This window comes from Fictibacillus nanhaiensis, from assembly GCF_036213205.1.
Lineage (GTDB): Bacteria > Bacillota > Bacilli > Bacillales > Fictibacillaceae > Fictibacillus > Fictibacillus nanhaiensis_E.
Window position 1 is genome coordinate 186,028 of sequence record NZ_JARMFC010000006.1, and the last position, 23,407, is coordinate 209,434.

Consider the following 23,407-nt stretch of genomic DNA (forward strand, 5'->3'; position numbering starts at 1 on the left):
TCAAAAAGGAGGAATGAAATTAATGAAGGAACATGAATCGAAAAAAGAGTGTATTAAAAACTTACTAATCATCGGAAAGATTCTTTATTGGACTGGAGCTTTAAAATTAATTCCAAACAATAGTACATATTGTAATAAGAAGCGTTTCGGCACAAGATTCAGAGCTTTTCATCCGTTATCCTGGCTAATGATTCTATTAACTTTAGTATTAAATGGGTTTAACAAAGAGAACTTCAAAGACATTAAAAAGGAAATTGTTAAGTGGTAGATCAGTAATAAAAATAATTCCAATAAACTTTCCTAAAACACTTTACATAAATGAATTATTCAATTATTATAAGAGTAAACCTATTGAGAGGAGGTGAGAAAATGCAAGCGAATATTCTTAAGTTGACTCCAACGGCATATCAACAGTATATCAGTTCTGTGAATGGGAATGAAAACATTTCATTTGATCAGGCAGCGAGGAAACTGTCTAGAAATGTACATTATGTAAAAGATGTCACGCCAGACAAAAAAGTTAGAAGCTGGTTCGATGTTACTTACTTATATGGGAACTTAGATATAACGGTTAGATTCGGGAAGATTGTCAGTGTAGTAAATTATAAAGGGGCAGGAGCAACATTGGAAATTGATAAAAAGTACTACAATACACTGAGCAAACTGTACCAAGTTGAATCTAAGTTTAAGTACAAATATAAGAACAAATTAAGTAACAGAAAGTAATACATATGCAAGTTTCATCGAAACAAGAATTTTATACAGAAATTAAACTATTAATGGGAAAATCAAGGAGGAAACATATAAATGGCAGAAATTAAGACAAAGCACGGATTACCTGAAACAAAAGGACAATTTAAACTACGTGGGAAAGCAACTGGATTGCAACGTGATAAAGCGTTTCAACCTAAAACAACTAAGACTAACAAGAAGATGCGTATTCTAAACTTTGGTGTTGAAACAGCTCCAGAATCAACTGTTTATGTAACACTTCAAGGTATGGAACGAGATGATGTTTACTACGGTAAACGTTCAGAAGTAAAAGGTCAAAAAGGTGAAACTCGCAAAGTTCCATGGGCTGATCGTCACACGCCACCAGGAGAAGGATTCCGATTAATGGGAATCGGTGTAGGGCTTGAAAAAGGCGAAGATGGAAGAAATGTAACAAATACGCTTACTGAATTTGACGCTGCTGAAGAAGTATACAACACTCTAAATGATGATGAATTTGTGTTTGTTCGTGGAGATATAGAGTTTTCTTCTTTTAAAAATGAGAAAGATGAAGTATCTCGTAACAAAAAGTTTGCAATTAAGAACATTTATGGCTCAAATGACATTGACTTTGATGCAGAGGATTTTGCGGAAACATCAGAATTCAAACAAAAAATCATCTTCATGGGAATTCAAAAAGCAGAAGATGCAAATGATCCACACTTCATTGTAGAGGCTCAAATTGTTACATACGGTTCAATTGAACAAACTGAATTCACTGTTCGCAATAACGCTCTTGCTAACCAATTCCGAAAGATACTAAAACCTTATACAGCAATTGAAGTTTGGGGTAAAATCTTCAACAAAGTAGATACAGATGAAGTTGAAGAGGCGAGTGGTGCTGTATGGGGAGAAGAAGACTCTTTCAAAAAGGTTACTAAAAATTACATTCGTGAATTAATGATTGTAGGAGCAGATCCAGAGACGATTGATACTGAAACTTATACAGAAGAATCAATTGAAAAAGCTATTAAAAAGCTTAACTCTCAAGGTCAGGTTGAGAAGAAGAAAGAACAAAAGAAAGAATCAGCAAGTGATTCATGGGGTGAAGGCTCATCCGATATCCAAGATGACGATCTTCCTTGGTAAAATATAAAAAAATTATACAATAATACATAACTAAAATTCGGAGGTAATTGAATGGCAACAGCTAAACGTGGCAGTACAGTAAAAAAAGGACTTAAATTCTTCTTATATGGTAATCCAGGAACTTGGAAATCATCATTCTCTTTGGACTTCATGAAAATGAAGTCTGAGGAGGGCAATCCTCTTAGAGTTCTTTACATTGACTGTGAAACAGGGAGTGTAGATAACTACTTGGAAGATTTAGAGGCAGAAGGAGTAAATCTTGATAATCTTCTCTTAGTTTACACGACTAACTATTCTGAAGTTGAAGAATGGGCAACAAAAGCAATGAATGATGAAGATCTATACATAGATGACGATGAAGGTAATTCTGAATTAGTACTTGATGCTGATGGGAATCTGTTCCGTGCAGATGTAATTGTAGTAGATGGTATTACAGTAATTTTTGATAACGTAAAGTTCGCTGCTATCAATGTATCAGAAAAACGTGCCAAACTTAAAGCGAAATCTCAAGATAAAACATCTACTGAGCAATTCGTTGCAGAAGCTACAGCAGGACTTGAGTTTAAGGATCATGACAAGATCAAGATGAAGGGTAAGCAGTTGTTACGATCACTTGTTACTGGCACTGATAAATATGTTGTAGTAACTTCTCGTGAAAAAATGAAGAAGGCTATGCAGAATGTTGATGGTAAAATGCAGCTTGTAGAAATCGGTAAAGTACCTGATTGCTTTGACGGTGCTGAATATGAATTCTACACAATTCTTAACAACTTTGAGGATGATGATGGAACAATCAAATCTCAAATCATGCGTAAAGACCGTACAAAAGTATTTGCTCAGAATGAGATTATTGATGCTCCTACCCCTATCTACTGGCAGTCAGTAATTGATGGGAATAAAGGCAAAAAGACAAATGTACTTAAAGATAGCTTTGCTGACAGTGTATCAAAAGACGAGGAAGTTCTTGCAAAAGGAATCAATAAACAACAGAAAGAATCTACTCCTGATACAACTGCTGAAGTTAAATTGGAGACAGTTGAGGATTATCAAAAGGAAATTGATCGAATTATCAACTCTTTAACTCCTCAAAAGAAAAAGGCAATGTTACCAAAAGTTAAAGCTGCTAAATTAAATCCTAAATACCAGGAAACAACTGACCTTGAAGAACTAAAGAAGTTCCACTCATTATTAACTGAATAAATAAATTAACTAAATAAAGGGGAGTAATAGAAACATTGTTCTCCTTTATTCTTTTGTAGAGGTGTACTTATGAAGTATAAATGTAATTTCTGTGATCCCACGGTTACAAAGAAAATGAAAGAAGAAGGTATTAAACCAACAAAGTCTATAGATACAGAGAAAGACGAATTTGTTAAAGATGACAAAGGGAAATATTATCATCTTAATTGTTTTAAAAATCATTTAGCTAAAAGGAAAAAGTTAGATGAATCTGAAATTGAAAAACTTCTTTTTGAACGATTAGAAATTACTAAACTTGAAAATCAAGAAAATGAAGAAAAAGATAATTTTCTGCAATGGATTATGGATTATTATGATGGTTCGTTGCCAGCATATTTTTTAAAGAAGTTACAAAGTGTTAGAGATGGAAGTCATCAAGGGTTAAATGAACCGATTGACTACTCAACATTGCTGGACATCTACAATCACATGGAAAAATACTTAAGAAAAGTTGCTGCACAAAAGAACATTAGGAATGTGACACAGCAAATGAATTATGATTTAGCAGTTGTAGTGGGAAATTATGGTGACTATAAACGCTACAAAGCTAAACAAAAACTTGAACAAGATAAAACTGAAGTAGCAAAGAAAGCAGTTAACGAACAATCAAAAATTAAAACTGCATTGGATAAGAAAAAAAATAACGATGGAGACAGTTTCAGTCTTCACGATGTACTTGATGATATTTTACTTTAAGAGGTGAACAAATGACCACAAGCGTTGAACCATTTGATTTAGCAACTGAAGCTCTTTTTATTGGATCACTTTATTCTAATCCAATTCTGATTGTAGAGTATGAAAGCTTAGTCAAATCTAAATATGATTTTTATGATGAAGACACTAAATTCCTATACAACTCATTTGAGTTATTTTATAAAACATTCTCCCAGGAAGTAACTGAATCAAAGGTTACTATGTTCATGAAGCAAGATGAGGAAAGATGGAGTAAATTTCGAGAAATTGGTGGATGGAAAACAATTGAAAGACAAATGGAATTAGCAGATACATCTGACATCCTTAATTACTTTCACATTGTAAAGAAATATTCTCTTATTCGTGAGTTTGGCAGAAAAGGATTCCCAGTAGAGAAACTACTAAATAACAAGCATTTTCACAAAATGAAACCTGACGATATAGTAAATTTTATGAGTTATAACATTAGCAATATAAGTACTGTCATAGGTGGAGGTAATTCTGCTGTAGTATTAGGAAATGATGCCACAAGGAAAATTGAAGAATGGAGTATAACACCTGATATGGGTGAAGAATTTCCTTTTGAAGCATGGACTAACCTTTTCCGTGGATGGAGAACAAAGAAACTTATACTTGATGGAATGTTAAGTAATGAAGGTAAATCTAGAAAAGTAGCAAGGATAGCAGCATACATGAGCTTACTCAAAAAACAACCCATGCTTATACTAGCTAATGAAATGGATGAAGATGAATTCTTTGCAATGATGCTTTCAACTGTTATGAATAGTTCTGAATTTGGATTTAATTACAACATTCCAGAGAGAAACGTTTTGCTTGGAAGTTATGATGATGACGATCAGTATCAAAAGGCTTTAGAAGTAGGTAAATACATAGAAGAAAATACAAAGGTTTACTTCCTTGAAATGAATTCTTACTCAGATGAAGACTTGAAGCGTGAGATTAAAAAGTACTCACTATTAGGAGTGAAATACTGTTTTTACGATACACTAAAGGGCTATAAAACTGATGCTTGGGACACGTTAAAGCAAACTGCAACCTTATTAAAAGATATTGCAAAGGAATTGGATATCGGTGTATACGGGAGTTTCCAATTATCAGATGAGGCATCGAGTTTAGATATTGAAGATTTCACATCAGGAGTAATAGCCAACAGTAAACAAATGAAGCATATCTGTGACCACATGCTAATAGGTAGACGTATTGAGAAACATAAATATGATAAGTACTTAATTACAAATGAGTGGGGAGAGTATCCGCTTGATCAAAACAAAATGTACTACGGTACAAAAGTCGAAAAGAATAGGGGCGGAGCCAAAGGTTTAATTGTCTTATATGAAGTAGACTTAGATATGAACACTTGGGTCGAAGCTGGATACCTCAAAATAGTTAAAAAGGATAAGAAAAAGAAAGAAAAGTAGAGTGGTGATTGTATGGATGCTCAGGATTTAAAAGACAAAATCATAAGTGATGATAAAGTAATTGATATTCTGGAATCACTTGGTATGCATCACATAAAAGAAGTAAACGGAAAGTATCTTACCTGTGGAATGCCTGATGGGAATAGGCAAAACAGTACTACAGTATATTTAGATAATCTCCGTGTAGAAGCTTACACTAGAAATATTGTAGATGCTTATGGAAACACCGACATTATTTCATTAGTATCTTTTATTAACGGTACATATTTCTCTGAAAGTATGAAATGGATATGCGATGTTTGTGGTTATGATTATTATGGTCAAGAACAAAAGAAATCCCGATTAGCAGAATGGGTAAAAGACATGTGGAAGGTTGCCAAAGAAGGGGGAGAAGATGACGGAGAGAAACTAAAGCCTATTGATGAAAAAATATTAAACTACTTTGGGAAATATGGTAATCCATTATTCTTTAAAGATGGTATAAATTATGAAACACAATGGGAATTTGGATTGGGTTATGATCTTAACTTCCATATGATCACTATTCCCATTAGAGATGAACTAAACTTCCTTGTTGGGGTAAAAGGGAGACTATTTAAAGAAGAGATTGAAGAGTGGGAAGATAAATATCTCTACATACAGCCTTGTGCTAAAACTAAAGTTTTATACGGATTAAATAAAACTAAGCCATACATAAAAGAAATGAATGAAGTTATCGTTGTTGAGAGTGAAAAGGCAGTTATGCAGCTTTGGTCAAGAGGAATAAAAAATGCTGTTGCTATCTCTGGACATAAATTAAGTAAAACACAAGCACAAAAACTTACTCATCTTGGAGTACCAATTGTTATAGCTTATGATGAAGGTGCTGAGATTGGTAAAGATGATAAGATTGATAAAGATTTTTATCCTAATGAGTTTAATAAATTCCTAGACACTCAAGAGGTTTACTGTATCTATGACCGCACTAAAAAAATTCTTGATGAAAAGGAAAGTCCGAGTGATAATCCTGTTAAATGGAATGAATTATACAATAATTATAAAATGAAAGTAAGAGGGTGATTGAATGTTTAAGTACCGTTTAGTTGGTGATAATGATTACACTTTTGATATACAAGGAACTTTATTTAAGAACAGAGGTATCAATGATATTGATGCCTTTTTGTCTTTATCTAAAGATGTCACTCATGATTATCGTTTATTGAAGAATATTGATAAAGCTGTTGAGTGTCTAGAAAGACATTTGGAATTAAAGAGCAACATTCTAATTATTGTAGATCCAGATACAGATGGATACACGAGTGCAGCAATAATGTATCAATACATCAAGTTAATAGATAACAATGCAAAATTGGAATATGCCTTACATAATGATAAAAAGCATGGATTCGATAATATAAGTATTCCTGATAATATTGATTTGGTCATAGTACCAGATTCGGGAAGTAATGATTTTAAGCACCATAAATCTTTAAAAGAAAAAGGAATTGACATCATAATTCTTGATCACCATGAAATTGATTATGAGAGCCATGATGCTATAGTTGTGAATACTTTGCTAGGTGATTATCCCAATCATCAATTAAGTGGAGCAGGTGTGGTTTATAAATTTTGTCAAGCTCTAGATGAATTATATTGGAGCGATTATGCCGATAGATTCCTTGATTTAGTGGCATTAGGTAATATAGCTGATTCTATGTCAATGATGGAACTTGAAACTAGATATTATGTGCAGCAGGGATTAAGAAATATAAAGAATGTATTTTTTAAAACATTGGTTAACAAACAAGAATACTCAACTAAAGGAAAAATGAATACTACTAATGTTAACTTCTATATATCTCCTTTAATAAATGCCGTAATCAGAGTAGGTGAAATGAGTGATAAAGAAGATATGTTTAAGTCGTTTATTGGTATGAATTATCTTGTTGACTATACACCTAGAGGTAAAGATAAAGATACAATTCAAGTTCCTCTCACTGAAGATATGGCTAGAAGATGTGCGAATATCAAGGCTAAACAAGGGAGAATGGTAGAAAAAGTAGTAAATGAAGTTGAGAAACTTATAGTAAATGATCAGTTGAATAATAATAAGGTGATTTTTATACATCAAATAAAGAATGTTGATGGTGGACTTACAGGATTAATAGCAAATAAAATTGCTGATAGCTACAAAAAGCCCACTATTCTACTAAGTCATTGTGATGACAAAGGCTATTTCAAAGGTAGTGCAAGAGGTTATGACAAAAGCAAATTAAAGGATTTTAAAGAAGTAGTATTGCAATCAGATTTATTTGAGTGGGCAAAAGGACACGCAAATGCTTATGGACTTTGTATAAACAAAGAGAAATTAACTGAAGTTAATACAAAATTAAATGAAAGTCTTGAATCTTATACCTTTGAGGATGAGTATGAGGTGGACTTTGAGATTCCAGGAAGATCACTTAATAAGGACATTATTTTTGAAATTAGTGAACTTGTAGATGTTTGGGGTAAAGGCGTTGAAGAACCTTATATATTGATTAAAGATATTCAGACAAGTGATTGTGATGTTTTATTGCAAGGAAAAAACGAGGATACAATAACTATTTATTTAGATGATATAAAGTTAATTAAGTTCAAATCATCTAAGAAATTTTATGAAGAAATTATAAATTCAAAAACTATAGATGTACTTGGAAGAGCGAATATAAATGAGTATAACGATAATCAATATCCACAAGTAAATATTGAAGCAATAAATATTTATAAATAAATTATTCAATTGTATTGACTTGTGTTTATTTCCGTTATATACTTTAATTACCAACTGAAAGGAGTGAATGAATGAGATACAACAACTACCATAAACACACTCATTATTCCAATATCATTACACCTGATTCTATTGTAAAACCAGTCGATTATGCAAAACGAGCTGTAGAGTTGGGACATACAACACTCTGCACAACTGAGCATGGATATGCTGGAAACGTCTTTGAATACTATGATGTTGCTAAAGAATACGGTCTAAAGTTCGTGTTCGGAATTGAATTTTACTATGTAAATGATCGGTTTAGCAAAGACAAATCCAACAGTCATTTAATGATCTTAGCAAAAAATCATCGTGGAATGAAGCAAATGCAACGAATAATGTCTGAAGCTAATAAAACAGGATACTACTACAAGCCCAGAATAGATAAAGAGTTATTATTCTCGCTAGATCCAAAGGATGTTGTTGTGACTTCAACTTGTGTCATCAGTTACGTGAGTAAGCATGAAGATTATGATTTAAATTTTATCAAACCTCTTCATGACTATTTTGATCAAAACTTTTATCTTGAGTTGCATGACAATACTCACCCAATGCAAGTTGAATACAATAAAAAGATTTTAGAGTTACATAATAAATATAATATCCCATTCATACACGCTACTGATTCACATTACATTTATCCAGAACAAGACAAAGACAGAACTGAGTTTTTGAATGGGAAAAACATTTATTATCCCGAGGAAGATGGTTTCATTCTCGACTATCCTGATTCAGATGCAATATTTGAAAGATATGAACAACAAGGAGTCTTTACAAAGGATCAGGTTGAAGCAGCATTAAAAAATACTTTAATCATTGATGAATTTGAAGATATAAAACTCGATAAAGACGTTAAAATGCCTTCAATTTATCCGGGATTATCTCATGAAGAGAAAGTTAAAAAGTTGAAAACTATTCTTAAAGAAGAATGGGAAAAAGATAAAATTCACATTCCTTCGGAAAGACATAAAGATTATATTGAAGCTATCAAATTTGAGACAGAAATAGTTGAAGAAACAGCTATGGAAGATTACTTTCTACTCAACTATGAAATTGTGAAACGTGCAAAAGATAAAGGAGGAGTACTTACAAGGACTGGGAGGGGTTCAGCACCTTCCTTTTACATCAATAAGTTGCTTGGTTTTACTGAAATTGACCGAGTTGATTCACCTGTAACACTTTATCCAACACGCTTTATGAGTAAATCAAGAATTCTTGAGACAAAATCTCTTCCTGATATCGACTATAATACAGCAAATCCTGATCCTTTTATCGAAGCGTCAAAAGAAATCCTTGGAGACGACAACATTTACTACATGGTCGCATATGGAAAGATGAAGGATAGTGCAGCATTTAGAAATCTTTGCAGGGCAAGAAATCTTAAAATGCAAGAATACAACGATGTTGCAAAGGATCTAGATAGATACAAAAATCATGAAAAGTGGAGAGAGTTAATTGAGGAATCTAAGAAATTTTTAGATGTAGTGGATAATATCTCGCCTCATCCATGTGCATTTCTTCTGCTAGACAAACCAATTACTGAAGAGATTGGAGTCATTAAAATTGGAGATGAACATTGTGCTTTAATTGATTCAGGAACTTCAGATTCATGGAAATACTTTAAGAATGATTTTCTTACGGTAACTGTATGGCAGATCATTTCAGAAGTATATGAAGCAATAGGAAAACCAATTGATGATATTCGTCAATTAAATAAATTAACCTATAATGACGAAAAAACGTGGGAGCTTTACAAAGAAGGGATAACTGCAACACTTAATCAAACTGGAACAGATTCAGCAAAACCACAGGTAATGCAGTATAAACCTCAGTCAGCAAGAGAATTATCAGCGTTTGTTGCAGGGATTAGACCTTCATTTGAGAGTATGAAACATTTATTGCTCGAAAGAAAACCCTTTTCCTATGGTATTCCAGCGTTTGATGCCATCTTAAAAGAATCTGACAACTTTGTACTCTATCAAGAAAACATTATGTCAGCTCTTGTATATTCGGGGTTTCCTGAAGATGAAACCTATGGATTACTTAAGGCAATTGCCAAAAAGAAACCAGGAATTATTGAACCAATTTATGAACGTTTCATTAATGGGTTCGTCAAACAAACAGGCAGTTTAGAACAAGCTGAGAAAGTATGGAAGATCATTGAGGATGCGGTAGGATACGGATTTAACTCAAGTCATGCTCTATCTGTTGCATATGATTCGCTTTATGGAGCATATCTAAAAGCTAATTATCCTTTAGAGTATTACACAGTGATTCTAAACAAATATGAAAATGATACAACAATGACTGATAAAATCTATAAGGAATTACCGTACTTTGGCATTAAAGTAATTCCAATACGATTTGGTAAATCAAAAGCTCAATATTCACCTGACAAAGCTAACAATAATATTGTTAAAGGAATAGCTTCAATCAAGTTTTTAAATGAAACAATAGCAGAAGAATTGTTGGAGATTGCAGAAAATGAATATGAATCGTTTCTTGATGTGCTGATTGATATAGAGGAGAAAACATCCTGCAACTCAAGACAAATGGAAATTCTCATTAAACTAGGATTTTTTGAACAGTTTGGTGGAAATAAAACGCTGCATGAATTGTATCTAAAGTTTAAAGAACGATACAAGAAAACACATAAGGACAAAACAAAACAACAACGTATTGATGAAATTAAAGAATTTGCTTCTCAATTAATAGATGAAAGTATTCCAGTACAAGATCAGATACTTTTTGAGAAGGAAGCATTGGGCTATGGTCAGACAGCATTTCCAAAAGTACATAAGTCTTATGTAATGGTCACAGAAATTGATACAAAATATTCTCCAAGAGTAAGCCTGTATCTAATGAATGATGGAACTGAACGACAACTTAAGGTCAGCAAGAAACACTTCTACAATGAGCAAGGTGATCCTTATTTAGAGGTAGGAGATATAATCAAGGTTCTAAAAGTTAAACAACAACCAAAAAAGAAGCTCGTTGATGGTAAATGGGCTGATGGAGAAGTGATGGAAGACTGGCTACATGCTTGGGAGATGTCTAAAAAATACAAAAGCAACTAGAGGAGGAATTCATGAATAAACCCATTAGAAGTAAATTATTTAAAAATATAATTTTATCCAGTTTTGTAATCAGTATATTGATTGTTTTGTGGTTCATAGCACTATATGTAGTGGTAGAAAGTAGAGAAAAACCAGAAGTAAAACAACATAAGACTATTCAACCACATAGAATCACTAAAACTTATCCTGATTATAGTGTAAACGAGCAATACATAAGCACATTGAAACAAGTATCACACGAAGCAAAACTAAAAAAGCTATCTGATGAGAAAAGGAAGGTGATGAAAAAGGCTGTTGTGGTGAGTAGATCCAAGAAGCCTGAAAAATGGTACAAATCAAAGCACACAGGTTCAATAACTTTTTATACCGCAGGGTACGAATCGACTGGTAAATCACCTGGAGATAAAGGATATGGAATTACTGCTTCAGGCAATCAAGCAATTGAGGGAAACACGATAGCTATGTCAAAACAGTTCCCATTTGGGACTAAGGTGAAAATTGAAGGATTCCCTCAAACATTTACTGTGCAAGATCGTGGGGGAGCTATACAAGGGACAGATATAGATGTCTTTGTCACTAGTTTAGACAGAGCAATTGAGTTTGGGAGACAGGAGAGAACGTTTTACATTCTAAATTGAGGAGGTTATATAATGCCTAGAACATATAAATATAGAATTGGTGATTTAGTAATAGTTAATGATAAAGCTGGTTATGATTTACCGAACACAGTAGGTAAAATTGGCACTATCACTGAAAAGCTAAACAATATTAGCTACGATTACTTTGTTCAATTTGATAATGGTAACGGTACTAAGTTCTTAGAGTCAGAGTTAGACAGACTGTATTATACTCCAGGACAAAAAGCAAAACATAAAATAAATGAAGAACTAGTCACTGTAACTTATGTTGATTATCCAAACAAGCAAGTTGAAGTTATGTTTGATAATGGAGCATATGCGGTAGTTGGAATGTTAGAAATTGAGAAACTTGAGGAGAGTGTTACTTTGGAAGATGTAAGCATGGGTAAATTTCAAAAGTTAGCTAATGACATTGGAGCTTTCACAGATAAGAAGAATCAGCAGTATGGATCTAGTGTGGATGCTACATATAAGATGATTCAAGTATTAATGGAAAGATATACATATGATGAAGGTCAATACTTAATCCCTAAAGAGTTATTACAGCATCTCTTACTTACTGTACGAGTAATGGATAAGCAAAATCGTATCTTCAACAATCCATCTGGTAAAGGTGACTCAGAATCACCATGGAAAGATGTTACGGGTTATGGACTAATCGGAATCGACATGGTTGAAGGTAATGAACAAAATAAACAATAATGTTGAAATGCTGTTAGATAAATATGGAGACTTAGATGATATACGTCTATGTCTTCTGTACTGGCAGCAGATTGATCAAGTAGAAATGAATAAAGAGTTCATATCTACTAAACCAGTTTTAAATGCCACTTCTCCAAAATCTATATTGGATGCTAAAAGGTGGATTGAGGTAACTAAGGAAGATAATGAATGAGATATGAATTATGCCCTGAAGCAGAGGCAACTCATGTACGAGTCACAGAAAACATACATGAAATGGATCTGACTGTTGGCGAGGTTTACGAAATACATAGAAATGAAGAACCAGGTTTTGAAGGAGAAGAAATGATTCGTGACAACAACGGAGTATACAACTGTAGCTTTTCTCTGGTTGTTGAAGTTGATTGGCTAAAGAAAATCTGAATCAAACATTGATTTTAATTAGAAAAAAGGAGTGATTTATTATAGAAAACTTAAAAGTAATCGAATTATTTGCTGGAATTGGTGCATGGAGCAAAGCTTTAGAGAATTTACAAATCCCACATGAAATAGTGACTGCGGTAGAATTTGATGAGAGAACAATAAATAACTACAATCTAATACATAACTCAAATTTTGAAGCATCTGATATAACTAAAATAAATGAAAAAGAATTACCTGACTGCGATATAGTTTGTTACTCCCCTCCTTGTCAAGCATTTAGCCTAGCAGGTAAACAATTGGGGTTTGAAGACAAAAGAGGAGTTCTTTTCTTCGATGCACTAAGAATAATTAAAGAAAAGAAGCCAAAATACGCATTAATGGAAAATGTTAAAGGGCTAACTCAAAAGAAATTTAATGCAGAATTTAAAGAGATGCTCCTAGAACTAGAAGAAGCAGGTTATAAAAACTATTGGCGAGTATTAAATGCGAAAGACTATGGGATTCCTCAAAATAGAGAAAGAGTTTTTGTAATTAGTGTAAGAGAGGACATTTTGAAAGACTTTTCGTTTCCAGAGAAATTTGATAGCCCATTAAGATTAAAACATTTACTTGAAAATGACGTAGATGAAAAATATTACATAAGCGAAGAACGATTTAAAAAACTGTTGGAAACAGTAAAAGAACAAATTAAACCAGCTCCAAGTGGAATCACTCAAGTTACGCAACCTAAATTCTCTCAGCAAAGAGTCTACAGTTCAGAAGGTATTGCTCCTACAATAGCAGCAGGAAATTTAGGCGGAGGTAAGGAACCTTGTAAGATTATTCAAATAGGGTTATTGGATATGAAAGGCAATGAGCAAGTCAGAAGAGTATACGATCCAGAAGGTTTATCTCCTACATTAAATACAATGCAAGGAGGGAATAGGCAGCCGAAAATAATTGTAAACGACACTTATTTTGACATTGATAATGACAATCTTGTTTTATCAACCGCCACTGAACCAAAAAGAAATTATAAACTTAGAATTCGTAAATTAACTCCTAAAGAATGTTTAAGATAGATTAATGGGCTTTTCTGATAAAGACTACTTAAATTTGAGGAACGGTAAAGTTTCAGATTCTCAAATGTATAAAGTAGCTGGTAATAGTATTGTAGTAGATGTGTGCGAATCTTTATTTAAACAATTATTAAAGTAAATTATACATAAGATTATCTGTATAAAATTCTAGTTTTAACGAAAGAGGTGAAAAAATGATAAATGCAGTAGCTTTCGGCATGTTTTTAACTTTCACTATGGATAATCTGGAAAAACGTCAGTATAAATGGGCTTTTTTAACTGGTAGTCTGACTTTAGTTAACGCATTTGGAATGTACCTACATATAGTTTAGTTAAAAGAACACTTTTATGCAGAAATAGAGGTGTAGAATGAGATCATTAGAATTAATTCTCGGTGCTTTCATCATGATCTGTTATAAACAAATTAAACAAAAGGAAGGTGTAAAGTAATGTGGAAATTTGAAATTGGAGAAAAGATTATAGTTGTAAATTCTGAGGTGACTGGCACTGTCTTGCAAATGAGAAATAATCATTTTGTCTGTAAAGACTTTGAGACTCATGATCGTGAATACTACATTCAATTAGCTGAACATAAGCGTATGTGGTACAAAGAAAAGATGATTGATAATCTGGATAAAGACATTGTTAGAAAGTTGATTAGTCATTCACTTGAAAAAGCTGAACCTTTCTTAAAACAAAATCAGATTGATCACATGCTTGATAATCGTAACTTTGATGGTTTGAAAGACCTTACATAAAACGATTGACACTTTTACCACTCCTTTATATAATATAAGTAAATTACACAATAATTATAAAGAGGTGGTAAAAGTGTTTAGTGAAAATGAAGAAGTCGTATTCTTAGATAATGGTATTATCGAAAATGGAATTATTGTTCAAATTATCAAGGATAGTGCTCTGATAAGTTTATCAGAAAGTCGGATGTGTGTTAAGCCATTATCAAAACTATACAAGAAGGAGATGACTAATTGAATAAAAGAGTAGTGGAGTTGTTCGCAGGTGTCGGAGGATTTAGATTAGGATTAGAAAAGAATGGATTCGAGGTTGTATTTGGATCACAGTTTGAACCTGGTAAAAAGAAACAACATGCATTTGATTGTTACTCAACAAGATTTACAACTGGCATTCACTCTAATCAAGATATTGCAACAGTAACTTCAGACGATATTCCAGAGCATGAAGTATTGGTAGGAGGATTTCCTTGTCAAGATTATTCAGTAGCAAGAACACAAGCAAATGGATTAGAAGGTAAAAAAGGAGTTCTGTTCTGGGAGATTGAGCGAATAGTAAGGGAGAAGAATCCAAAGTTTGTATTACTTGAAAATGTAGATCGTTTGCTTAAATCTCCTGCTAAACAAAGAGGAAGAGATTTTGGAATCATGTTGGCAGCTTTCAACAATTTAGGATATGGTATTGAATGGAGAGTTATCAATGCTGCTGATTATGGATTTGCACAACGTAGACGAAGAGTATTCATTTTCGCTTATAAATTAAATACAAATTACGCAAGTGATAATGACGAGTTCTTTGATTCGAAGTTTCCTGTTGAGTTAGTCAAGTCAGAAAGTGAAACAGTATTACATAATGATTTAGTTGAGATGAGTGAAGAGTTTCAATACAATTTTATGAATTCTGGAACTATGGTGAAAGGGAAAGTACATACATATGAAATTGTACCAAAAACTACACCTTCATTAACTTTAAGAGATGTTTTAGAAACAGAAGTTGATGAGAAGTATTATCTAAGTGGAGACTTAGAGAAATGGCAGTATCTTAAAGGAGCTAAGAAAATCGAGCGTGAAAGTGCTACAGGTCATAAATACATATTCTCTGAAGGTGCTTTAGCATTTCCAGATCCATTAGATAGACCAGCTAGAACGATGCTAACAAGTGAGTCAAGTAAGAATAGAAGTACTCATGTAATCGAAGATCCACAAACAAAACGACTAAGAGTATTGACTCCTGTTGAATGTGAACGATTAAATGGATTTCCTGACAATTGGACTGATTCAGGAATGACTGAAAAATTTAGATACTTTACAATGGGTAACGCATTAGTAGTTGGATTGATTGAAAAGATGGGTAAGAGATTGAGTGATATCATCGACAATGAAAAGTAAATACCTACAAAGAGGTGACACATGAAAAAACGTAGAAGACTAATTTTGTTCTTCATTGCTCTGACAATAGCAGTAACTACATATTTCAATTTAATACAAAATAGATTAGAAGCACAACCAATCGTGCAGAAACAATTTCAACAAACAATAAATGTAAAGACTATCCTAAATAAACTACACAAAAGAGCAACTTTAATCTCATTAGAAGGATCAGTCTCAAAAACATATGGTCAAACAGATGACATGTTCAATACAGGTTGGAATTGGATTGATAAGTTAGGTAATAAGCAATACATTATTAAAGCAAAAGGTAAGTTTACAATGGGTATGGATTTATCACAAATCACTCAAGATGATATTCTCATAGCTGGCAGCACAATCATTGTTAAACTACCTGAAGTTAAACTACAAACACTTGAGTTACCATATGAGAAAATGACAATACATAATGAAGATGGAATACTACGAAAAGAGTTCACACAGAAAGAAATCAAACTCATACATACTGAGATGACAAGTATTATTATGAAGGATATCAAGTCTGACAAAGACATTTATGTCAATGCAACTGAAGACGCAAAGAAGTTTCTACGTATATTCTTGATGTTAATGCCTGGAGTAGATGAAGTTAAGTTTTCATATTAGGAGGTGTTAGGATGAATGATTCGCAGCGAGAGAACATTAGTCACCTGCTTGATCATGTAGAAGACCGTCTATTCAAGTTATCCGACATATTAGAAACTGAACTCGAAGATGGAGAAACATATAAAAAACTTGATGCTCTTTTAATTAAAGTAGGAAATGAGATTAACGAGATTAAAGATTGGCTGTATTAGTCTTAGATTAATATAATTAGAATATTCACAACTTTTATTTACTCTTATTATCATTCGTTTACTCTGTTTTTCGTTAATTAATTTTGTATAAAACAAATATTTTATTGAGTGAAATTCGTGATTGGCTTTACTAAAAATAAATTGGAAAAAGTTTCTGAAACAGGTTGACTTAAATAACTTATTCAATTATTATAAAGGTAACGACAAAAGAGTAGGGGTTAAAACTTCTGCTCTTTAATTATAAGAAAGGAGGAAAATGAAATGTATACAGAACAAGAAGCTAAACAAGTTAGTCAGGATAGCATTAGTTTTGGATACGATACAGCAAAAACCGAAGCAATTACATGGATGATCAACAGAATTAGAACACTGGATGTCATGAAAGATACATATGAAACGTTTGGGAATAAAGACGCAGCAAGTGAATGTGAAACTAGAGCAGATGAGTTGTTTAAGCTTTTTGATTATTTAACTAAAGATTAACAGTAGAAATAAAATGCGGAAGCAAAGGGGATAAAAAAATGGAACATTCAAATGCAGGTAAATGGGTTTATAGTACAAGCGACGAGATTTTTAGAACTAACGATTACTCTGATACAAAGGAACAAGCAATCGAAGCAGGAAAAGTGGATTTAACTTGGGAAGGCGAATGTCCAACATTTTATGTAGGACAAATCGAGAATGTTGATTTTGCTTTATATGTAGACCCCGATGGAGTTTTAGAAAATATAGCTCAAAGCGTGTATGACGAAGTTGGAGAGGTTGCAGAAGATTACTTGCGCCATGTTGATGAAGAGCATTTTAAAACATTAGAAGAGGACTTGAATAATGTTTTACGTCAATGGATGGATAAATTCGGCTATAATCCTAATTTCTTTAAAGTGACAAATATCGAAAAAATTACTGCATAGTTCGTTGAGAATCTACACGAAATACATCTTTTAAACAAATTAAACTAAAAGGAGAAATGTAAAATGAAATCACATACTGCTGTATTTATGGGAGTAAAAACTAGAGCATCATACTATGTAGATAAAGGTGGTTACAATAAGTTTTGGGATGAATGGAGAGAACCACAGGTTGTAAAAGACTATCAAAAAATAGGAGAAGTTGAAATTATTAGAGTTGAACTCGATGATCCTCCATTAAATCAAGAAGATTATATTTTCATAAATAAAATAAGCAAAAAAGTAAGAGTTAATCAAAAGGTACGTTCAACTAATAATGAGTTTATCTATTATGTTGACCATGTTGTAGAAATTGTAGAGGATGCGTCTACTGAAGAAAGCAAAGTTAAAGCAGAAGAAGAACTAATTGAAAGCATGGAGATTTTTAATAAGAAAAAGCTAGAATCTTCAGTGGTCGAAGTTCAGACAGACCAAGCAAGGAAAAAATGGTACGAAATCTGGAAGAAAACTAAATAAAACAGTTATTTTAAAGTGAGGTGAGTCAATGTATAAGTCATTGCAGACAATCATTTTGGAAGATACATTCGGTAGAGATAATCAATATCTTAAAGGACACACTTACGACTTGAATCACAGCTACTGGACATCTGAAAACATTAACGGAAGAAGTGTTCAATCTTTTCACTCTCAAAAAATATTGTCTGATGAAAATATAAAACAATACTTTACTTACATAGAGCCACAAATTATTCGTGGTGGGCATGGACATAGAACTTTGGGGAGTGATTAGAATGATTATAGGTGGTCGAAGAGGTTGTGGAAAAACTACTGAGTTAATTCACATTGCAAGTGAAAAAGATTTATATATTGTTTGTGCCAGTTATCAACGTGTAAAACATGTAGCAAAATTAGCAGATAAACTTGAATTGAAAATAAAGTACCCTATCACGATTGAAGAACTTCCATTGAGGAGTAGTTTTATTAAGGAAGTGTTAGTGGATGATATGGAAGATGTACTATGCAGCTTGATTGGTAAACCGATCTACAAAGCTTCAACTAGTATGGAAATACAGGAAATGTAAAGTAAAATCTCTATTTTATCAAAAAGGAGTGAGGACATGTCAAAAGAAAATTGGCAAAAAGGCTATAAAGAAGTTAAGAACGTTATACACAATGATATAGGTTTAACAAAGGAAGAGATTAATGATGTGTTTCGTAAAATTGCAAAAGAAGAGATTGGTAATCTTGTATCTTTAAAAAGCGATTTTATCTATCTTGTTTTACGACAAGTTATTCGTGAAGAAATGGTGAAGGCAGTTTCAGAGCATAGGTATCCTAGAGTATCTGGCAATATGTTTAGTTATGGTATGAATGGAAAAGGTGAAAACTCATTCAAAGACTATATTAGTGGTGTTATGAAAGAAGAAATTACTAATGAGTTAAGAAAACAGTTTGATATTAGCTTGAATATTGATAAAAAGATTTGATAAAATTCTCATTTTCTACAGAACCAGAAGGGAGTCGTTTAAATATGTATACAGAATTGCTAGCGATAAATGAAAAATTAGAAGAAATAAAGAAAAAACAAAATAGTATGGACGAATTATGGTCTAGTGAGTATCGTGCATTAATTGATGAAGAATTAGATTTAATTCTACAAAAGAAGAAAATTTTAAAACTAGATGAATAAAAAGTAAAATACACAATAAGGAGCGTTGCTAATGACAATCGAACAACGATTTGAACACTTTCACAATACCAATCCCCATGTCTATGAAACTCTGGTTAGATTAACTCGAACTGCTAAGTTAAAAGGTAAAGAGAAAATTGGCATTGGAATGTTGTGGGAAGTACTACGATGGGAAAGTTTCATACATACGCAAGATGATAAGTTTAAACTAAACAACGATTATCGTAGTCGATACGCAAGAATGATTATGGATAATGAAAAGGATCTAGCTAACATCTTTGAGGTACGTGGACTTAGAACAAACTAAGGAGGTGTGAAATGACTACAATTATTCTGTGTTCATTAATTTCATTCATTATTCTTTTATTGTTTGAACTACGTACTCAGAAAAAAGAACAATACAGTAAGGGATATTGGAAAGGTGTAGAAGATACATCTGTATCATATGGAATGTTATTTAAAGCTATTGAAGAGGAGGAATTTGATGAGACAACTAAGGATTACGAATAAGAAAGTTGAGGATATTCTAACACAATATCTAACTAACATAGGATACGAAGTAGTTGGGACATTCTCACATGTAAAAGGTGTGACTGTAGATGTGTTTAATGAGGATGTATTTGAGGAGTTTGAAAAGTCACTCGTTGAAGAGGAGGACTATCATTGAGAACTGGATTGTTTACAGATTCAAATGGTGTGAGAGTAGAGATACATATTGAAGAGTTACTGAACTTGCAGCAAACGTTGAATCAAATTGATGGAACTAATCTACATACATTCATTACGCAAGTACATAATGAGCTGAAGGTTAAGTTTAATCATGCGTATCTGTGATATTTGTGAAGAACCTTGTAATGATGTACACGGTATTCAATTCTCAGATAAGTATACTAGAGTAGAGTATCTTGGTCATGCCAAGTGTGTTAATGAACGCTATGAACAGATCAATAAGATACGTGGAGATAAGTCAGTTCAAGCAGTTTTAAAGAAATTAAAATTAATTGATTAAAAGGCTTGTTTTAAACAAATTATTCAATTATACTCAAGGTAATAACTTAAGGAGGTGATTGGATTTGAGCTTCAGAGAAATCATGGAGGAACAATTGTTTGACGCTGATAAGCATACTAAAAATGAATCTATCAGACAATGGGTAACTGTTGAGAAAGCAATTGAATTACATGTAAGCATGTACTGGGAATAACTAAATAATGAAGGGATGAGGGTGGGCATGAGTAGATTATTTGTTCCAAAGAATTCAATCGTAAAGATTGAGCAAATGAACGAATCGTTTGAATTAGAAGATCAATATGGTAAATATCAAGGTCTTGAATCTGATTGCGTTTGTACCAGAGAAGAAGACAAAGGTAAATTCATCTTAGCGAAAGATTACATAAGTGAAAATTATGTTGAAGTAAAGAAGGTTGAACAACCTGAGAGAAAGTTTACATATGAAGACATGGCTAAAGGTTATGCAGAAATGGCTAACTTAGATCAGGAAGAAACTTGGACTTACATAAAGAAAAGTGACGATGAACTAACAAGCAACAAAGCGTTTTAAGAAAGTAAACATATATAAATTATACAATAGAGGAGTTGCTGAATACAGTGACAGTCATTACAAAAGACAGAAAATCACACATTTCCAGAACGCAGTTTGATAGAGAGCGTTTTGACAGATTTATTGATGAAATAATCCAAGACAGCCACAGAGAATACAATCAATCTGACATTGAAGATTTAAAAGTTAAAGTGGTTGACAGTGTTCTAACAAAGAAAGAAATTGAAGCCGTGAAACTATTTGATCTAATTATTCGTGAATCTAACGACTTAATTTCACCCAAATCACCAGAATACACATATTTATCTGCTTCAGCTTTAAGAAGAAAGATTTACAAGCAAGCGTCTAAAAATCGGGGATTTGATTATCACAAAGGGTATGGAGATTACTATTCTCTTATCATTCAACTAACTGAGCAGGGTTTGTATTCAGACCAAATTCTAAAAGCATATACAGAACAGGAAATTAGAAAAGCTGGGAAGTTTATTGATATGGAAAAAGATAAGCTTTTCAGTTATGCAGGACTTTATATGATGCAAAACACTTACCTTGTAAAAGGTTACAACGGAGAGTTTTTAGAGCTTCCGCAAGAAAGATTTTTATCTACTGCATTATATCTAATGAAGGATGAAAAGAAATCCAAACGACTTGATCTTGTTAAGGAATCTTACTGGGCATTGAGTAATCACTATATTGGATTAGCTACTCCTTCACTAAAAAACAGTGCAACGCCACATGGAACATTATCATCTTGTCATATCGTAACAATGGGAGATGATTTAGATAGTATTATGAATTCACTACACCAAGTAGCTAAATTTAGTCAAAATGGTGCTGGCTTGGGAATTTACCTCGGATTTTTAAGAGGTAGTGGAAGTTGGATTAGAGGATTTAAAGGTAGAGCAACTGGTATAACTCATCCATCAAGATTGTTAAGCGTACTTGCTGAGTATGTAAACCAATTAGGAGCAAGAAAAGCAGGAATTGCTGCTTACTTACCAGTATGGCATTTAGACATCTTTGACTTTTTAGATTTACGGTTAAAAACAGGTAGCCAAGAAAAACGAGCACATTCAATTAAAACTGCGGTTTGTTTACCTGATGAATTTATGAGACGTTTGCAATCTAAAAAGACATGGACGATTGTAGATCCTTATGAAGTGAAAAAGAAGCTTGGATTGGACATTAATAAATTGTATGACAAAAAGAAACTTCAAAGCGGAGAAGAGCCTAATGAAGAGTATCATGCATTTACATATTTCTACCGTAACGTAATTGAAACAGCAGATTTAGAACTCAAGAGAGTAATTGCTGCCACTGAAATCTACAAAGCTATTTTTACAGCACGTAAAACCAGTGGGACACCTTACCTCTACTATAGCGATACTGTAGCTAGAACAAATCCTAATTCACACGCAGGTATGCCTTATGGATCAAACTTATGTAGTGAAATTTGTCAGAATATGTCATATGACGTATTAGAGGACGATGAACTATTGGAAGATGGTTTTGTGGTAACTAGGTCATTAGGGGAAGGATTAGTTACTTGTAACCTTAACTCACTTGTTCTTCACAACGTGTTTGGTGATGAGAATGTTGACTTACAAAGAGTTGTAGACATACAGTTCCGTATGCTTGACAATGTAATCTCTTTAAACCGAACAGTAGTTAAACAAGCAACTCAAACAAACAACTTATATCGAGCTGTCGGCGCAGGCGCATTGGGCTTAGTAACTTTAATGACTGAAAAAGGTATCAAATGGGATTCTCCCGAGTCAGCAAAGTTTACAGATGAACTGTTTGAAAAGTATGCAAAAGCAGCAATTAGAGCTTCACATAAATTAGGCATGGAAAAAGGTAGCTACCCTAAATTTGAAGGTTCGGAATGGAACACTGGTGATTACTTTGATAAGCGTGGATACGATTCTCCAGAGTGGCAAGAGTTGAAGGAATTGGCTAAAAAGTCTATGCGCAATGGTTATTTAATGGCTATTGCTCCAACATCTTCAAATAGCATTATTATGAATGGTTCACCTAGTATTGATCCTCTTTATGAAGTTGTTTATCGAGAAGAAAAGTCAGGCTTAAATGTAATTATTGTACCTTCTAATTACAACAACAAAACAAAGTGGTATTATCAGTCAGGTTTCCAGATGGATGAAATGTGGGCAATAAATGTAATATCCGCAGCACAAAAACACATTGATCAGGCAATTAGCCACAATATGCACGTATTAAAATCAATTAAAGGTTCTGAGATGCTACGCTTAGATATTGGAGCGTGGGAGAAAAACTTAAAAACAATTTATTACACATATACAGAAGACTATGAACGTGACGAAAGTTGCATCAACTGTGAAGCGTAAAGGAGAAA

The 23,407-nt window shown here is 33.1% G+C and carries 33 protein-coding genes; all 33 read left to right on the plus strand.

Going from position 1 to position 23,407, the window contains the following annotated elements:
* Window positions 1-22 precede the first annotated feature (22 nt).
* The 33 genes from P4V41_RS07755 (at window position 23) to P4V41_RS07915 (ending at window position 23,399) form a co-directional block, all read left to right on the plus strand.
* Window positions 23-268 (plus strand): hypothetical protein, encoded by a 246-nt coding sequence (locus P4V41_RS07755; RefSeq protein ID WP_328084296.1) that lies wholly within the window; start codon window positions 23-25, stop codon window positions 266-268.
* 101 nt (window positions 269-369) lie between these two features.
* Window positions 370-726, plus strand: coding sequence for a hypothetical protein (locus P4V41_RS07760; RefSeq protein ID WP_328084297.1), 357 nt, complete (start codon window positions 370-372; stop codon window positions 724-726).
* An 81-nt stretch (window positions 727-807) separates the two neighbouring features.
* Window positions 808-1,860 (plus strand): hypothetical protein, encoded by a 1,053-nt coding sequence (locus P4V41_RS07765; RefSeq protein ID WP_328084298.1) that lies wholly within the window; start codon window positions 808-810, stop codon window positions 1,858-1,860.
* Between the two features lie 51 nt (window positions 1,861-1,911).
* The gene (locus tag P4V41_RS07770) at window positions 1,912-3,060 is read left to right on the plus strand and encodes a hypothetical protein (RefSeq protein ID WP_328084299.1); all 1,149 of its coding nucleotides are present in this window, start codon (window positions 1,912-1,914) and stop codon (window positions 3,058-3,060) included.
* Between the two features lie 69 nt (window positions 3,061-3,129).
* A complete protein-coding gene (locus tag P4V41_RS07775) occupies window positions 3,130-3,795 on the plus strand; it encodes a hypothetical protein (protein WP_328084300.1) in 666 nt (221 codons plus the stop codon).
* 11 nt (window positions 3,796-3,806) lie between these two features.
* Entirely contained in the window at window positions 3,807-5,231 is a 1,425-nt protein-coding gene (locus P4V41_RS07780; protein ID WP_328084301.1) for a DnaB-like helicase C-terminal domain-containing protein, read from the plus strand.
* Window positions 5,232-5,243: 12 nt separating this feature from the next.
* Window positions 5,244-6,290, plus strand: a complete 1,047-nt coding sequence (locus P4V41_RS07785) for a hypothetical protein (RefSeq protein WP_328084302.1) — start codon at window positions 5,244-5,246, stop codon at window positions 6,288-6,290.
* A gap of 4 nt (window positions 6,291-6,294) precedes the next feature.
* Window positions 6,295-7,983: a DHH family phosphoesterase gene (locus P4V41_RS07790; RefSeq protein ID WP_328084303.1), complete on the plus strand. Its 1,689-nt coding sequence runs from the start codon at window positions 6,295-6,297 to the stop codon at window positions 7,981-7,983.
* Between the two features lie 71 nt (window positions 7,984-8,054).
* Window positions 8,055-11,099 (plus strand): PHP domain-containing protein, encoded by a 3,045-nt coding sequence (locus P4V41_RS07795; protein WP_328084304.1) that lies wholly within the window; start codon window positions 8,055-8,057, stop codon window positions 11,097-11,099.
* A gap of 11 nt (window positions 11,100-11,110) precedes the next feature.
* On the plus strand, window positions 11,111-11,737 hold the full coding sequence (locus P4V41_RS07800) for a 3D domain-containing protein (protein ID WP_328084305.1): 627 nt from the start codon (window positions 11,111-11,113) through the stop codon (window positions 11,735-11,737).
* Window positions 11,738-11,749: 12 nt separating this feature from the next.
* Window positions 11,750-12,439, plus strand: a complete 690-nt coding sequence (locus P4V41_RS07805) for a YorP family protein (RefSeq protein ID WP_328084306.1) — start codon at window positions 11,750-11,752, stop codon at window positions 12,437-12,439.
* On the plus strand, window positions 12,420-12,632 hold the full coding sequence (locus tag P4V41_RS07810; RefSeq protein WP_328084307.1) for a hypothetical protein: 213 nt from the start codon (window positions 12,420-12,422) through the stop codon (window positions 12,630-12,632). Before P4V41_RS07805 ends, P4V41_RS07810 begins: the two co-directional genes overlap by 20 nt.
* On the plus strand, window positions 12,629-12,841 hold the full coding sequence (locus P4V41_RS07815; protein ID WP_328084308.1) for a hypothetical protein: 213 nt from the start codon (window positions 12,629-12,631) through the stop codon (window positions 12,839-12,841). Before P4V41_RS07810 ends, P4V41_RS07815 begins: the two co-directional genes overlap by 4 nt.
* Before the next feature lie 59 nt (window positions 12,842-12,900).
* Window positions 12,901-13,902 (plus strand): DNA (cytosine-5-)-methyltransferase, encoded by a 1,002-nt coding sequence (locus P4V41_RS07820; protein ID WP_328084741.1) that lies wholly within the window; start codon window positions 12,901-12,903, stop codon window positions 13,900-13,902.
* A gap of 4 nt (window positions 13,903-13,906) precedes the next feature.
* On the plus strand, window positions 13,907-14,038 hold the full coding sequence (locus P4V41_RS07825; protein ID WP_328084309.1) for a hypothetical protein: 132 nt from the start codon (window positions 13,907-13,909) through the stop codon (window positions 14,036-14,038).
* Between the two features lie 310 nt (window positions 14,039-14,348).
* A complete protein-coding gene (locus tag P4V41_RS07830) occupies window positions 14,349-14,657 on the plus strand; it encodes a hypothetical protein (protein ID WP_328084310.1) in 309 nt (102 codons plus the stop codon).
* 231 nt (window positions 14,658-14,888) lie between these two features.
* Entirely contained in the window at window positions 14,889-16,040 is a 1,152-nt protein-coding gene (gene dcm, locus P4V41_RS07835) for a DNA (cytosine-5-)-methyltransferase (protein WP_328084311.1), read from the plus strand.
* 21 nt (window positions 16,041-16,061) lie between these two features.
* Window positions 16,062-16,685 (plus strand): DUF4230 domain-containing protein, encoded by a 624-nt coding sequence (locus tag P4V41_RS07840; protein ID WP_328084312.1) that lies wholly within the window; start codon window positions 16,062-16,064, stop codon window positions 16,683-16,685.
* An 11-nt stretch (window positions 16,686-16,696) separates the two neighbouring features.
* Window positions 16,697-16,876, plus strand: a complete 180-nt coding sequence (locus P4V41_RS07845; protein WP_328084313.1) for a hypothetical protein — start codon at window positions 16,697-16,699, stop codon at window positions 16,874-16,876.
* A 261-nt stretch (window positions 16,877-17,137) separates the two neighbouring features.
* A complete protein-coding gene (locus P4V41_RS07850) occupies window positions 17,138-17,359 on the plus strand; it encodes a hypothetical protein (protein WP_328084314.1) in 222 nt (73 codons plus the stop codon).
* A 38-nt stretch (window positions 17,360-17,397) separates the two neighbouring features.
* Entirely contained in the window at window positions 17,398-17,787 is a 390-nt protein-coding gene (locus tag P4V41_RS07855; RefSeq protein WP_328084315.1) for a hypothetical protein, read from the plus strand.
* Window positions 17,788-17,850: 63 nt separating this feature from the next.
* Window positions 17,851-18,300, plus strand: coding sequence for a hypothetical protein (locus P4V41_RS07860; RefSeq protein WP_328084316.1), 450 nt, complete (start codon window positions 17,851-17,853; stop codon window positions 18,298-18,300).
* 28 nt (window positions 18,301-18,328) lie between these two features.
* Complete coding sequence (locus tag P4V41_RS07865) at window positions 18,329-18,574, plus strand: hypothetical protein (RefSeq protein WP_328084318.1); 246 nt, start codon at window positions 18,329-18,331, stop codon at window positions 18,572-18,574.
* A 1-nt stretch (window position 18,575) separates the two neighbouring features.
* Complete coding sequence (locus P4V41_RS07870; RefSeq protein ID WP_328084319.1) at window positions 18,576-18,866, plus strand: hypothetical protein; 291 nt, start codon at window positions 18,576-18,578, stop codon at window positions 18,864-18,866.
* 36 nt (window positions 18,867-18,902) lie between these two features.
* Window positions 18,903-19,271 (plus strand): hypothetical protein, encoded by a 369-nt coding sequence (locus tag P4V41_RS07875; RefSeq protein ID WP_328084320.1) that lies wholly within the window; start codon window positions 18,903-18,905, stop codon window positions 19,269-19,271.
* Window positions 19,272-19,315: 44 nt separating this feature from the next.
* Complete coding sequence (locus P4V41_RS07880) at window positions 19,316-19,474, plus strand: hypothetical protein (RefSeq protein WP_328084321.1); 159 nt, start codon at window positions 19,316-19,318, stop codon at window positions 19,472-19,474.
* 31 nt (window positions 19,475-19,505) lie between these two features.
* Complete coding sequence (locus P4V41_RS07885) at window positions 19,506-19,781, plus strand: hypothetical protein (RefSeq protein ID WP_328084322.1); 276 nt, start codon at window positions 19,506-19,508, stop codon at window positions 19,779-19,781.
* A gap of 11 nt (window positions 19,782-19,792) precedes the next feature.
* Window positions 19,793-19,984 carry a hypothetical protein gene (locus P4V41_RS07890; protein WP_328084323.1) on the plus strand — a complete coding sequence of 64 codons (192 nt, stop codon included), beginning with the start codon at window positions 19,793-19,795 and terminating at the stop codon, window positions 19,982-19,984.
* Complete coding sequence (locus tag P4V41_RS07895; protein ID WP_328084324.1) at window positions 19,959-20,141, plus strand: hypothetical protein; 183 nt, start codon at window positions 19,959-19,961, stop codon at window positions 20,139-20,141. Before P4V41_RS07890 ends, P4V41_RS07895 begins: the two co-directional genes overlap by 26 nt.
* Window positions 20,138-20,308, plus strand: a complete 171-nt coding sequence (locus P4V41_RS07900) for a hypothetical protein (protein WP_328084325.1) — start codon at window positions 20,138-20,140, stop codon at window positions 20,306-20,308. Before P4V41_RS07895 ends, P4V41_RS07900 begins: the two co-directional genes overlap by 4 nt.
* Window positions 20,309-20,547: 239 nt before the next feature.
* Window positions 20,548-20,676 (plus strand): hypothetical protein, encoded by a 129-nt coding sequence (locus P4V41_RS07905; RefSeq protein WP_328084326.1) that lies wholly within the window; start codon window positions 20,548-20,550, stop codon window positions 20,674-20,676.
* Between the two features lie 27 nt (window positions 20,677-20,703).
* Complete coding sequence (locus P4V41_RS07910; protein WP_328084327.1) at window positions 20,704-21,033, plus strand: hypothetical protein; 330 nt, start codon at window positions 20,704-20,706, stop codon at window positions 21,031-21,033.
* A 47-nt stretch (window positions 21,034-21,080) separates the two neighbouring features.
* Window positions 21,081-23,399, plus strand: coding sequence for a ribonucleoside-diphosphate reductase subunit alpha (locus P4V41_RS07915; protein ID WP_328084328.1), 2,319 nt, complete (start codon window positions 21,081-21,083; stop codon window positions 23,397-23,399).
* Window positions 23,400-23,407: the final 8 nt, after the last annotated feature.